The 13924-nt window shown below is 48.9% G+C and carries 10 protein-coding genes and 1 pseudogene; 1 reads left to right on the top strand and 10 read right to left on the bottom strand.

What is annotated here, in order from left to right; genetic code table 11:
* Positions 1-97: 97 nt before the first annotated feature.
* From BA6348_RS03640 to BA6348_RS03625, 4 genes are all read right to left on the bottom strand, one after another.
* Complete coding sequence (locus BA6348_RS03640; RefSeq protein ID WP_122953485.1) at positions 98-1522, bottom strand: aldehyde dehydrogenase family protein; 1425 nt, start codon at positions 1520-1522, stop codon at positions 98-100.
* A gap of 18 nt (positions 1523-1540) precedes the next feature.
* Positions 1541-2890 carry a 4-aminobutyrate--2-oxoglutarate transaminase gene (gabT, locus tag BA6348_RS03635; protein ID WP_122953484.1) on the bottom strand — a complete coding sequence of 450 codons (1350 nt, stop codon included), beginning with the start codon at positions 2888-2890 and terminating at the stop codon, positions 1541-1543.
* Positions 2891-3086: 196 nt separating this feature from the next.
* Positions 3087-4490, bottom strand: a complete 1404-nt coding sequence (locus BA6348_RS03630; protein WP_007778177.1) for a sigma-54 interaction domain-containing protein — start codon at positions 4488-4490, stop codon at positions 3087-3089.
* 257 nt (positions 4491-4747) lie between these two features.
* The gene (locus BA6348_RS03625; RefSeq protein WP_005826864.1) at positions 4748-5545 is read right to left on the bottom strand and encodes an arylamine N-acetyltransferase family protein; all 798 of its coding nucleotides are present in this window, start codon (positions 5543-5545) and stop codon (positions 4748-4750) included.
* Between the two features lie 600 nt (positions 5546-6145).
* Here BA6348_RS03625 and BA6348_RS03620 point away from each other — a divergent pair.
* The gene (locus BA6348_RS03620; protein ID WP_005826861.1) at positions 6146-7429 is read left to right on the top strand and encodes a hypothetical protein; all 1284 of its coding nucleotides are present in this window, start codon (positions 6146-6148) and stop codon (positions 7427-7429) included.
* A 140-nt stretch (positions 7430-7569) separates the two neighbouring features.
* On the opposite strand, the gene BA6348_RS03615 is transcribed toward BA6348_RS03620, so the two are convergent.
* The 6 genes and pseudogenes from BA6348_RS03615 to prpB form a co-directional block, all read right to left on the bottom strand.
* The gene (locus BA6348_RS03615) at positions 7570-8661 is read right to left on the bottom strand and encodes an acyltransferase (RefSeq protein ID WP_005826859.1); all 1092 of its coding nucleotides are present in this window, start codon (positions 8659-8661) and stop codon (positions 7570-7572) included.
* 14 nt (positions 8662-8675) lie between these two features.
* Positions 8676-10103 carry a hypothetical protein gene (locus tag BA6348_RS03610; RefSeq protein ID WP_122953483.1) on the bottom strand — a complete coding sequence of 476 codons (1428 nt, stop codon included), beginning with the start codon at positions 10101-10103 and terminating at the stop codon, positions 8676-8678.
* A 292-nt stretch (positions 10104-10395) separates the two neighbouring features.
* Positions 10396-11448 (bottom strand): enoyl-CoA hydratase/isomerase family protein, encoded by a 1053-nt coding sequence (locus tag BA6348_RS03605; RefSeq protein ID WP_122952406.1) that lies wholly within the window; start codon positions 11446-11448, stop codon positions 10396-10398.
* 21 nt (positions 11449-11469) lie between these two features.
* Positions 11470-11769, bottom strand: a complete 300-nt coding sequence (locus BA6348_RS03600) for an enoyl-CoA hydratase-related protein (RefSeq protein WP_242507440.1) — start codon at positions 11767-11769, stop codon at positions 11470-11472.
* 35 nt (positions 11770-11804) lie between these two features.
* Positions 11805-12848: pseudogene (locus BA6348_RS03595) on the bottom strand (acyl-CoA dehydrogenase family protein); the annotation flags it as partial.
* Positions 12849-13012: 164 nt separating this feature from the next.
* Positions 13013-13921 (bottom strand): methylisocitrate lyase, encoded by a 909-nt coding sequence (gene prpB / locus BA6348_RS03590; RefSeq protein WP_005826849.1) that lies wholly within the window; start codon positions 13919-13921, stop codon positions 13013-13015.
* Between the last annotated feature and the right edge of the window lie 3 nt (positions 13922-13924).

Below are 13924 nucleotides of genomic sequence, written 5' to 3'. Positions count from 1 at the left end.
CAAACGGGATCAAACAAAAAACCTTCTCAGCGACGCTGAGAAGTTTTTTTCATGTGGTGCTGCACTCTCCTGTTTACTCGTGGAAAAACAGCGGCAGCTACAGCTTGATCGCAATCAGTTTCAGCTCTGTCAACTCTTCGACGGCATACTTGATGCCTTCGCGGCCAAAGCCGCTGTCCTTCACGCCACCGTATGGCATGTTATCCACCCGGAAGGTCGGGATGTCGTTAATCATCACGCCGCCCACTTCCAGCTCTTCTGCTGCGCGCATGGCTGCATGAATATCGCTCGTGTAAATCCCTGCTTGCAGGCCGAAACGGGAGTCGTTTACTGCCGCAATCGCCTCGTCCATCGTCTCAAACGGCGTGACGACAACGATTGGCCCAAACACCTCCTGGCAAGACACGGAGGAATGGCTGCTCACGTTGGTCAGGATCGTAGGGGCAAAAAGTCGGTCGCTCACGGCTTTGCCGCCTGTTACGACGCGCGCTCCGGCGTCAACCGCTTCCTGTACCCACGCCCCCATCCGCTCATGATCTTTGGCGGAAATGACGGAGGACATGTCGGTTGCCTCCTGCAGCGGGTCACCCAGCACGAGCTTTTCTGTCGCTGCCTTGAACTTTTCCAGAAACTGTTCGTACTTGCTCTGGTGAACGTAGACGCGTTGCAGCGAGATGCACACCTGACCGCTAAAGGAGAAGGCTCCTGTCACGCAGCGATCGACCAACGCTGGCGTGATCTCTACGTCGTGGTCGATAATGACCGCGGAGTTGGAGCCAAGCTCCAATGTCACGCGTTTCAGACCTGCCTTGTTTTTCATCGCAATCCCGACCGCAGGACTGCCCGTAAACGTAATCGCGGCGATCCGGCTGTCGCTGACGAGCTTTTCGCCTACGACCGCGCCTTTTCCCGGAAGGATGTTCAACGCGCCGGCCGGCAATCCGGCCTCGGCAAAAATATCGGCCAAAATCAGCGAGCTGAGCGGAGTCTGACTGGCTGGCTTCAGTACGACCGTATTTCCTGCCGCAATCGCCGGACCTACTTTGTGGGCAACCAGGTTAAACGGGAAGTTGAATGGCGTAATCGCCCCGACCACGCCGATCGGCTTGCGCACGGTAAAAGCGAGTCGTCCCTCGCCTCCCGGAGCCGCATCGAGCGGTACGGTTTCCCCGTGAATCCGCTTTGCTTCCTCTGCCGCGAATTTGTACGTCTGAATCGTGCGGGCGATCTCGACCCGTCCCGTGCGCAGCGGTTTGGCAGCTTCCTGGGCGAGAATCACAGCCAGCTCCTCTTTGCGCGCTTCCATGATCGCCACCGCTTTTTCCAAAATCAGCGCCCGCTGGCTCGCTGGCAGCTTCGCCATCACTTTTGCTGCGGCGCTGGCCGCGCGGATCGCCTCGTCGACATCCGCCTCGTTCGCCTGGGCGACCTCTGCCAGCAGCTCGCCGGAATAAGGCGAGTACAGCGGCGCGTATTCCGTTGCTTCTTTCCATTGACCGTTGATATACAGATGCTTTTTCATGCGTACCTCCCAGATGAATTAGTGGGTCACGTATTGGCTTTTCAGCACATCGGTCATGATGTCCAGCGCTTCTTGCAGTTGCTCGTCGGTAATCACCAGCGGAGACAGGAAACGCAGCACGTTGCTGTGCACACCTGCGGAAAGCACGATGACGCCGGACTCGTAGCAGCCTTTGGTCAGGCCCGCCACAAGCTCTTTGGCAGGCTGCTTCGTTTGCGGGTCGATAAACTCTACCGCGCACATTGCCCCCAGTCCGCGAATTTCCGCAATCACAGGGAACTCGGCTTGCAGCGCCTGGAAATGCGTCTTGATCGCCTTGCCGATCTCTTTTGCGCGCCCGGACAAATTTTCGCGCTCCATTTTTTCGATCACAGCGAGCGCCGCTACGCAACCGAGCGGGCTGCCGCCGTAAGTGCCGCCGATTTCCCCCGGATTTGGCGCGTCCATGATCTCTGCGCGACCTGTCACAGCAGAGATTGGCAAGCCAGCCGCAAGCGACTTCGACATCGTAATGATATCAGGCTCGATTCCGAAGTGAGTCGAAGCGAACATCGCTCCGGTCCGGCCGAAGCCTGTTTGAATTTCATCGGAAATGAACAAGATATTGTGCTTTTTGCAAATTTGGAAGACGCCTTGTACGAATGCTACTGGCGGCACGATGAAGCCGCCTTCGCCCTGGATCGGCTCCATGATGACAGCCGCGACTTCTTCCGGCGCGACTTCTGTCAGGAGGAAGTCTTCGAATTGGCGCACGCAAAATTGCGCGTACTCATCCTCTGTCATGGAAGCAGGCTTGTTCAGCGGATAAGGGAATTGCGCCTTGTAGGTAGCTGGCGCGAACGGCCCCATCTCGAATTTGTACGGCTTCACTTTGGAGGTCAGCGACATGCCGAGCAGTGTGCGTCCGTGGAAGCCGCGGCTAAACGATACGATACCGGGACGTCCGGTGTATTTGCGGGCGATTTTCACGGCGTTTTCCACCGCTTCCGCTCCGCTGTTGGCAAACATCGTTTTCTTTTCGAAGCTGCCTGGCGTGATTTCGGCGAGCTTTTCCGCCAGTGCCACATACGGCTCGTACATGCCTACGTGGAAGCAAGGATGGATGTATTTGTCCAGTTGCTCTTTGACCGCGTCGACTACTTCCTGCGGACAATGCCCTGCGTTCAAAGTGCCGATCGCGCCTGCCAGATCAATGAACGTGTTGCCATCTACGTCTGTCACGAGCGCGCCGGAGGCTGTCTCTACAAAAACCGGGGTGTTGTTGCCGATGCCTTTTGGCACAAACTGTTTTCTTTTCTCGATCAGGACGGACCCCTTCGGACCAGGTACACCAGCGGCTACATTGACGAATTTGCGTTGTTTGGACATATCGTGATCTCTCCTCGTATGAGATTGATAACAGCAAGGTGATGCCTTCGCTGACGATATGTAGCAATACTCGTGCCAAGCGAAAAAGCTTGCCGGAAGCGCATTTGCCGCACGCGCGCGGTGTACGTTTATTCAAAAATGAATTGAAGACCACGAAATTCCCGATTCATTTTTGAATGAAAAATTCATTTTTGAATCAAGTGGAACGAATCCGGTATTTTTGCAGCTTGCGCACGACAGACGGCTGGCTGATGCCGAGAAACTCCGCCATCTCTGCTGTCGTCCGGCAGCGCTCTGCCGCATGGCGCAGCCATTTTTCCTCCACCTGCTCCAGCGCATCCCGCAGCGACATTCTCGATGCCGCTACACTCGGCTCCATCGCTGCCTGCTCCTCTCCGACCGCCCGGATTTCGGCAGGCAGATGCTGCGGCGTAATCACGTCTTCGTCCGCCGTCACGACCATCCGCTCCAGGACGTTTTCCAGCTCCCGCACGTTCCCCGGCCAGGCGTACTGCATCAAGGCGTGGGTCGCCGCTGCATCAAGCCGCTTGTTCATTCCGTACCGCTCATTGAGCGTGCGCACGACAAGCTTCAACAGCGCGGCAATATCCTCTGGCCGATTGCGCAGGGCGGGCACATGAATCGGCACGACGTTCAGCCGGAAATACAGGTCCTGGCGAAACTTGCCTTCCTTGACCATCTTCTCCAGGTCGCGGTTGGTCGCGGCAATCAGGCGAAAATCCACGTCCCGGTACTGCATGCTGCCCACGCGCTGCAGCCGTTTTTCCTGAATTACCTTCAGCAGCTTGGCCTGCAAAGTCAGCGGCAACTCCCCCAACTCGTCCAAAAACAGCGTCCCCTGATTCGCCATCTCGATAATCCCTTGCTTGCCCTGCTTGCCTGCGCCCGTAAACGCGCCTGCCTCGTAGCCGAACAGCTCCGACTCCAGCAGCCCTTCCGGAATCGACCCGCAGTTGATTTCCACGAACTGTCCGCCAAAGCGACGGCTGTTGCGGTGAATCTCGCGCGCGATCACGTTTTTCCCGACCCCTGATTCCCCCAGAATGAGCACGGTCGAGTCGACCATCGCCACCTTTTTGATGAGGCGGTCAATGTCGCGCATCGGCTGACTGACAGCCACGAAGCCCTCCTGGTTTTTCTCGCGCAGCTCCTCGATCTCGGATTCAAACTGCTTCAATTGCTCGGTCAGGCTCTCGTAGCGACGCTTCAATTCCAAAATTTCCGTCAAATCGTGCGAATAACTGATGACCGAATGCATGCTCCCATCGGCATTCCACAACGGATAGGCCGTCACCATCAGCTTGCGGCCCCCGGGGATTTCCTGCATCATCGTCTGCGGGGTCTTCGTATCCATGACCTTGCGCGTGACGGAAGGCGAAAATACTTTTTCTTTTTCCAGCTCGATGACGTTTTTGCCCAGCAGCTCGTCTTTGCCGATCCCGTACATTTCGTAGGACGAATCCCCGACTAGCTGAATGTAGCCTTCCGGGTCCGTGATGAGCAGATGATCGCGCGACGTCTCCACAATGCCTTCCAGCACGCGGCTCATCCATCGCGCCCGGCTCTCTTCATTATTCATTCGTCCGCCTCCTTTTGGCCTCAGGCTGCTGTCGCCGCTCCCGCTTGCTTGCTCGCCCGTAAAATCTGCCTTGTCCCAAAAGCCGTGTCTGCCTTCACAGTTGTCTCTGAATCCTGTTTTTTACTCTCATTATAGAAAATAGAGCTTGCCAGAACAACGAATGCCCAGAAAGCTGAGCTTTTATCCACCACACACGTGTTCATGCAGCATCGCAACTGCTCAGCAAAAAAAGACAGCTTTTCAAGCTGTCTTTTTGCTCATTCGTACGAATCCCAGTCTCTCCAGGCAAAATGCTGCTTCGCCAGCTCTTTGAACCTCGCGCTGTCGATGCTTTCTTTTGTAACGACGCCATCGGCCCATTGGGTAAAAGACGTATTCGTCAGCGTAATATTTCCGCTTGCTGTAAGCTTTGTGAGCAGCGGGTTTTTGTTGAAGGGAGATTGCTCGTGGGATACGATGATCGCCTGAATCTCGTCGCATTCGGACAGTCCGGCTATCGGCTTGTTTGCATCAAAAGCATAGCCGATGCGCCAGTCGGTATCCTTGTGCTTCAATTTCATTTCAAGCACATGATCGCCGTGTTCGCTGTTTTCCTTGCGTACCCGAAACTCGCCGTTGGCTGAGCTTACCACCTCGCCGCTGAGCGGAACGGGCTTCAACGGCAGGTTGCCGCCAAACCCGGTATCCACCAGGTACGTCTGCCCCGCGTGCGCAAGCAAAATCGTCAGGTGCGTTTTTCCGATCTCCAAATACTGCTGCTCCGCTGGCCTGTAGACGACACCTCGGGTCAGCACGGCGTCAAAGCCGTTTTCGATCAGGAAAAAGTAGAGCAGGGAGTTCAGCTCGTAGCACAGCCCGCCTTCGCGATGGAGCAAAATTTTGCTTGCAACGTTTTCCTTCGTGATCGCTGTCGTCTTCCCCTCGATCACGCGCAAGTTTTCAAACGGGATGCTCAGCGCTGCCTTTTCCAGTACGGTGTCCAGCTTGTCAAACGTAATCGCTTCGTGTTCGGAAATGCCGATTCTTTTTCGAAACAACGCATTCAGCTCGCTCATGCTTTCTCCTCCAGATGGTTTGTTTTATACATTCTCCAAATGCCGATGCCCCGCTCTTCTGCAACCATTTGCTTTCAGATCAGTCCCATGGCGCTGCTGGGACGCGTAGCAGCTTGGGATGGAACGGCAGCGGCATCTCGCCAAATGGCCCATCACTAGAGAGCTTACTTGACGGCTACGAAATAGGGCGCGCTTATACTCAACTCCCCTCCCTCGGTCGACGCTTGCAGTCACACCTCCTTACTTATGAAAAAGCTCGACGCATATTTCACATAAAAAAGGCATGGGCAATGGTGTCCATGCCTTTTGTTATGCCAGCAATTATTCTACCACTCTGCTCTTTTCTGAATTGTATCCTAAATCGCTACTCTTTCATCTAGTTTATTGTTAATCGCTTTCCAATTTCTAACGAACACCTCTTAGAGCTGCCACCACAATGGAGCACTCAAATAAAACCAGAATATTTAGACTTAAAATCACATTATTTACATATTAAGTATTTAGAGTTAATATTATGCAGTAAGTTTATTCCATAAAAAGGGTTATGCTTCTTCTTGTTCTATTTTTTTACATATCATAATATAGAGTGGAGAGAAAATTATGAAACTAACCTCGAAAAGTATTCTAGTAGCATCATTAACCGTACTTCTAGTCACGAGTGTCACAAGCATCACAACTGCAAAGAAGTCTGAGGTAGCATTAGAAATCGCTGGCGTTACTTTTACTGAAAGAGAAATTGAAGCTAAATTGCGAGAGTCTAAAGAAAATTCTGAACTTAGCGCACAAAAAGATCTTGCACTGATGGAAAACCCCCAAATAGTTCCAGAAGATATTGGGCAGTATAGCTGGGGTACCTATACTAATCCAGTAAAATTATCATTTACAAATGGTGGAAACAAACAAATGTATTCCAATAATCCAGAGCCCATTCTCGGTAGTTATCTAAACGGAGTTGGCGCAACAATCTTAGAAAATAAGCTCGTAGCTAACGAACTGTACACCAGCGAGCTATACCATCACAATAATACTTCCTTAAACGGTGTTATCTTCGGAGTAGCGATTAAAAACAATAATAGTTACAACGCAAATATTACAGTATATGGAAATAAAATCGATTATACTACAAATAACTACCCTAGTATGGCTGCTAGTGTCCAAACGGCTGTCTTAAACTCTAGTGAGTCTACAAAATATACGATCTATCCTGGTTCAACTAAAGTGATTCTGAGCAAAGCCGTTCCAAATCAAGCGGTTGTTGACGGCGTCGTCAATTTTAAAGCTCATGAACCAAACATGGTAGCGCGTCATTTTGTGTTGGCTCCTGGTACTCCAGAGCATAAAATTTTTTCTACCAAAATTTTAACCTCTAGCGATTTGGAGAAATATAATTCTAAAATGACAACTGCGACTCTTCCAAATAATACTCACATTAGTATTATTGACGGAGAAAGCTATTTAAGCAAAAGATCCTATTCATATATTTTTGGCTTCCCTAGCACAGGAAATAAAGATGAGTATGAGCCAGCTATAACTTCAACAAGCAATTTGATTGGCTCAAATATATTGAGCGGAAACTATGGACATCGCTATATTTTAGCTATTAGAGACGTAGCGGGTAAAAAACTTCGAGTCACTGCTAATGTTAATACCTCCGGTTGCACTAATGTCCCGGCCAATTTGGTCTATTCAACCGACTACAGTAAAACTGCTAAAGATTTGACTAATTGGAAGAAGATATCGCCAGTAATCACCTCCAATTCAAGCCAAAAATATTGGGATATAACAATTCCTCCTTATGTTGCAAGTGATTTCAAGTTAAGCAATGTTGGACTTATGTTGCCATCTGGTGGTTGCGGAGACTATAGAATTGAGGTAGTAAATTAACATTCTGAATAGTCTTTGTCACGCAAGGAAAGGTATCTAAAAACCTGCTGATTTCCTCCAACACTAAGAGAAGCCAGTCACACACTTTTATATCGAGTGTGGACTGGCTTCTCTATTTTGTTATCATCAGAAAATTGCTTTCATAATAGTATACACTTCTCGTTATTACTTTTGGTTTTACCAGATTTTGCATGAGTTAACCTCCCTGTATACACTCCCCCTAAAATATGTATTAGTTTAAATTTGCTTCCTATATAAGTTAAAAGTGTTGACAAGATTATTGTACTGATAAATATTTGAAGCAATCCAATTGTCCCGCCCCAATTATGTGGAAAAACCAATACCAAACAACTAATTATGAACGGATGAATTAAATAAACAAAGAATGAATGAGTAGAGTACCAAAGTATAAGAGAAGACATTTTAGGTGTAACATTGGCTGCGTAACTAAGTCCTTTAAAAAGGAACACGAGACTCGACAGTGTATACAGGATCGTACTTGGTTTAGTAGAAGAACCAGAAGTATTTGTATACTTACTATCTAAAAGCAAAATAATTAGCGTTAACAACCAAATTAATGTAGTTTTTACGAAGGTTATCTTTTGAGTTAATCTTATAAAACGTTCAATTTCTATAGAGATATACATCCCTAACACAAAATAAAAGACCCAAACAGGAGAAAGTATTACATACGGAACTCCTAAACTTGGAAGCACGATAATACCAACTGCATGTAAATATATTGCCAAGTGCATACATAAAGAAATAAAAAATGATCCAACAAGCGTATGGTATCGCTTTTCTAGAAGCCACTTTTGAAGTACAGGAAACACCAGATACAACTGAATCATAATAACTAAAAAGTAAAGATGTACATAAGCAGTTCCACTGTATAGTTGTTTGATTAACAACGGAAAAAGCTCCATAGCATCTGTAGAGATAATCTGGTGTCGATTTGAAAAAATGAAATATATGATGCTCCATAAAAAGTATGGAAGTAAAATCTTGTTGTACCTTTTCTTTAGAAAAAGGAGAAAAGTGGTATTCTTTTTCCTCTCCGAAAAAGCAAGCCCAAATCCAGATAATAAAATAAACAACGGAACAGCATAACGAGCAATCTGATTTAACATGTAAGCAATAGAATTTTGATCGATATACCCAGCAGTTACATGGATGGCTATAACCGAAAATGCACAAAATGCCCTCAAATAATCAATCTCTTTAATTCGCATAGTTCATCTCTTTTCTATTGCCGGAATGGATTTCTTACATTATTATTCTGCATCCACTTTTCTTTATTGTTTATAAGTATATTTATTTCGTTGTTATCACTCCCGTAAATAATCCTATGCCACTTTTGCGTCTCTAATAAATCATTGTAGGTTAAATAAGGATAATCTGTTCTCCCAAATTCCCCATTTCCAAAATATGCGTAATGTAAGTCACCATTCTTAGCAATCCATCTGCTTCCCAAATTAGTCACACCATACAATAAGTTCTCAGCAAGTTCTTTATAACTCGGGTCTTTGAAATGGTTGTACATTTTGTATAGATAATTAATCTCGGCTAACTGATGATTAAGTGAAACATGAGTGGGCTTATTTCCATTTGGGTGGGCATAATCAGGTACTAACCATCCATCTCTAGAACCTCTTACAATGTATTTGTTTTTTACTGCATGGCTTTTGAAATAATTCATGAATCTTTGCGTTGCACCACAAAATTTTCTCTCCCCATACTTTCTACATCCCTCAAGAAATAAATCTGCCGCTCCAATATTAAATCTTGTATCGAAAAAACCGTCTTGAATCAAATAATCTTTTTGAAGCCAAGTCGATAAAGGGAGTGTATCCCAATAGCCCTGTTTATTTTGATTTTGTAATGCTGTATCCAGCATCACATATCCCATATCATCTGCAGCCCTACTTTCGCCAGTATACAATAAGGATTTTAGAATATAATTCTCAGGAATTCTCCAGAAAGAATAAGCTGTATGAGGTAAATAAGATTCTGGAGTTTTTATATAGTATCCATCATAGGACCATTTTCCTTTACTGGTTAAATCGAGGGCTAGCCATACATCAGACATCTTCTTGTAATTCCAAGGAACTAGCTGAGCGTCAGATTCAAGTGCCCATACCTCACTTATTAACCCTTGATAAACTGGCAAAGTAACTTCCAAGTTATAACCTTTTTCGTCTTTTGCTACTTTTATTTCCTTAGATAAATTGTATTTCTCCTCCATCGTCCCTTTACCTAATTGTGAATATACATTTGGCATACCAATCCACAAATTTTTTCCGGAAGTTTCTATAAATCCTGTGGATAGGGGAAGAGTCTCTATTTCATCCAATTTTACTATCTTCCAGACTATTTTATCTTTCTTACTATCCTGATAATCTGTATACCGAAACACTCCATTTCTACCAGGGATATATAGCGTTAGTTTGTAAGGTGAAGAGTTTTTTTTAGCCTCGATTCTTTTGATCCAATAAATATCGTCATTAGAAAACAGGTACGTTTTTTCTTTGAGCAGACCGAAATCCTTTTCCGTCTCCAGCGCCATAACAATTGGTTTTTCAAAACCATGTGTTTTCTGACCTTCAAGAAGAAAAGGAACTACAAGCATAAACAAAGCTAATAATACCAACCATTTTCTTGGTGCTTTACTCATTTAATCACCTGCTAGATGTTGTTTTTAATCCATCGAAATAAATGGGGGTTTCATTAACTATATAACAAAAATACAAAAAATTGGATACACAACTTTTGACGTATGAAAAATGAATTTGTTACAACTGAATTTACTTTTTATTAAAAGCTATATGCAAACTGTTACCATTCGAGGAACCAATGGCCCTATGTCGCTTATACCCGCCTTCTTGGCGTCTGTCGTAAAAAAGCCAAAAAGTGTCCTCGCGAAAAGTTGTCTTTTCGACGGGACACTCTCTTGTTTTGCGATCAGGTCACCCTGTCGCTTGAACGAAAAAGGCTTGGACCACCTCCTGCGACACATCCTCCAACGTCCGGTACGCATAGCGGGGAGAGCGGTCTTTATCAATCAGCACCGAGCGAACCCCTTCAAAAAAATCGGGGTGCCGCATAAAGTTTTGCGCAAGCACAAGGTCTGTCGCAAAGCATTCTTCCCTCGTTTTGCTCTTGCCATCAACGAGTTGCTTCAAGGTGACCTTCAAGGAGCTTGGAGACTTGGACAGCAGAGCTTGCTTGGTTTCCTCGGCAAACTCGCTCGCCTCTGTCTCCAGGGAAGCCAAGATTTCCTCCATCGTTGCAAAAGCAAAGTGGCGGTCAATCTGTTCGCGCAGAGCAGCAAGCTTCCCCTCTGCTGCTGGCGTCTCTGCGTACGCCTGAATCAACTGGTCCAGCTCTGCTGCCGTCTTTTCTCCCGACCAATTCTTCTGCTCCAGCTCGCGACAAAACGCTTCCAGCCGCTCGCTGGTCATGTAAACGTTCGCCGCCTGGCTGTACAGCACATCAGGCGCCTGAATGACAGCGGCCGTCAAAGCGAGGTATCGGCCGACGTGTCCTGGCGCCTGGTTTAAAAAATACGCTGCGCCAACGTCCGGGAAAAAGCCGATATTCATTTCCGGCATGGACCATTTCGTGCGCTCGGTCACGATTTTGTGGCTGGCTCCGTAGGTCAACCCGACTCCGCCTCCCATCACCACTCCGTCGAGTACAGCGACGATCGGTTTGGCGAACGCGTAAACCATCTGGTCCACCTGGTACTCGTCCGCAAAAAAACGAACGGCTTGTTCCATCGCTTCCGCACTTGTATTCGCCTCGTACAGCGCTTTTATATCTCCGCCTGCGCAAAAGCCTTTTGTCCCTTCTCCCTTCATGAGCACGAGGCGGACGTTCTCATTGCCCGCCCATTCCCGCAGTCGTTGCCCGATAGCCAAAACCATGTCGTGCGTAAGCGAATTGATCGCTTGCGGGCGATTCAGCGTGATCGTAGCCAGGCCATTGTCACCAACGGAAAACAGCACATCGTTTGTCATCGAATCCGCTCCCTCCAGGTTCTAGGAATGAGTAAAATGAGGCGTTCGCTTCTCAATGAACGCTTGAATCCCTTCTTTGGCATCGGCTGTCGTGAACAGCTCGGCAAATTTTTGCCGTTCTTTTTCCAGCCCTTCCGCCATGCTTCCTCTCGCGCTGTGCGTGATGCACGCCAATGCCCGGGCAACGCTCGTCATGCTCTTGCCTTCTATCAGTGAGCGGGCGATCACCACAGCCGCAGGCAGAAGTTCCTCCGGGGATACAACAGCCTGAACGAGTTGGAGCTTTGCCGCTTCTTCCGCTGTCAGTTGCTTGCTGCTCAAAATAAGCTGTATCGCCGCGGCGGTTCCGATTGCTTTTGCACGGCTTCGTCCACGATCTGATCCTGCATCTCGGAGCTGTACACTTTATTGATGGCACATTCCATGGCAAAATCGGCCAGCCTCCTGGTCATTTCATCGCTGCTGTCCACTGCCTGCAGAGCTTCGTCCAGCGCCCCGGCGGTCCGGTAGGCCGCGCTTTCCGCTCCGTAGATGGACACAGCCATGTTGGCGATTTTCTCCTGGATCATCGTGAAATCGACCAGCGACTTTTGAAACTGCTTGCGAACCTTGCCGTACGCGACCGCAAGCTGCAACGCCTGCTTGGCCGAGCCGATGTTGGAAAAAGCCAGCTTCAGCCGCGCCATGTTCAATATATTCAAAGCGACCCGATGGCCTTGCCCGGGCTTGCCGAGGACATTGGACAAAGGAACCTGCACATTGTCCAGGAGCAACGTAGCCGTGGACGAGCCTTTGATCCCCATTTTCTTCTCTTCCGGTCCGACAGACACGCCGTCAAACCCGCGTTCCACGATAAACGCCGTCATGCCTTCGCCCGTATTGGCAAACACAACATACACGTCCGCCAGTTGGGCGTTTGTAATCCATTGCTTTTCCCCGTTCAGCAGCCAACTCGTTCCGTCCTCGTTCAAAACAGCGCTCGTTCTCGCATGCAGCGCATCAGACCCGGCATTTGGCTCTGTTAACGCATACGCGCCAAGCCACTCCCCGGAAGCGAGCTTGGGCAAATAGCTCTGCTTTTGCGCCTCCGTGCCGAAATACACGTATGGCAATGTCCCCACACCTGCGTGGATGTTGTAGGACACACTGAACGATCCGGCAAAGCCCATTTTTTCCGCGACCAGTCCGGCGACTTTCTTGTTGAGGGAAAGCCCTCCGTATTCCACCGGCACCTCGATTCCAAGCAAGCCAAGCTCCCCGGCTTTGCCAAACAGCTCTCTCCCCGCAGCATAATCGTGCTGCTCGATCGCTGACAGCTTCGGAGCTACCTCTTGTTTGACAAACAACTCGGTCGTTTTGGCAATAAGCTGATCTTCCTCCGTAAAATCCTCTGGCGTAAAACCATCCTGATACCAACGCAGCTTTGCTGTTTCCACGCTTGCCCCTCCTTCACCTACAGACGGAAGAAAAAAGGCGATGATCCGATTCGCTGTAAGCATGAAGTGTGCCCAAGGATGCGTATCATCGCCTGTGAGGTTGTAGGCCGTCTTTTCCGTGTCTGGCGCTATTGTTCGTCCGTGAGAACCGTCCGGGAAATCCGTTTGTCCAGCTCCTCGTATCGGTAGTACGAGATCGCCTCGTACAATTCGCTTCGCGTCTGCATGTCGGACAGTCCCTCTTTTTGCGTTCCCTGCTCCCGGATCAGCGAGAAAATCCGTTCATACGCCTTCGCCGCTGCCCGAAGCGAGGTCACGGGGTAAATCACCATCTGATAGCCCATGTCCGCAAACTGCTGTGCCGAATAGTAGGGCGTTTTTCCAAATTCCGTCATGTTGGCGAGCAAAGGAACCGTGATTTTTTCCGCAAACAAGCGGAACTCTGCTTCTGATTCCAGCGCTTCTGGGAAAATCGCATCCGCTCCCGCTTCCGCATAAGCGGTTGCCCTCGCTACCGCTGCCTCCAGCCCTTCCACAGCACGCGCATCTGTCCGGGCCACAATCAATAGCGTAGGCGCGACTTCTTTCATGACGCTGATTTTTTGCACCATCTCTTCTGTTGTGACCAGTTGCTTTCCGTTCAAGTGGCCGCATTTTTTCGGAAGCTGCTGATCTTCTATTTGCACCGCCGCGACATGGGCTTCGACCATTTCCCGAGCGGTGCGGGCCGCGTTCAGCACGCCTCCGAAACCGGTATCAATATCGACCAGCACAGGCAAGTTGGTTGCCCGGATGAGGTCTTTGGCACGCTCAGCCGTTTCCGCTGAGGTGACGATGCCGAGATCCGGCAACCCTCTGCTCGCGGTATAGGCAGCTCCCGACAAGTAAAGAGCGGAAAATCCCGCCTGCTTGGCGACGATAGCTGCCATTGCATCGTGCGCCCCGGGTATTTGCAAAATGTCAGGCGCTGTCATGAGCGAACGAAACCGCTCGGCCAGCTCCTTTTGCGTCAAAGGTTGATCCACAATCCACGCCAAGCG

Origin of the sequence: Brevibacillus agri, assembly GCF_004117055.1 — a bacterium.
Lineage (GTDB): Bacteria > Bacillota > Bacilli > Brevibacillales > Brevibacillaceae > Brevibacillus > Brevibacillus agri.
This window is presented reverse-complemented; position numbering and strand designations above follow the sequence as displayed.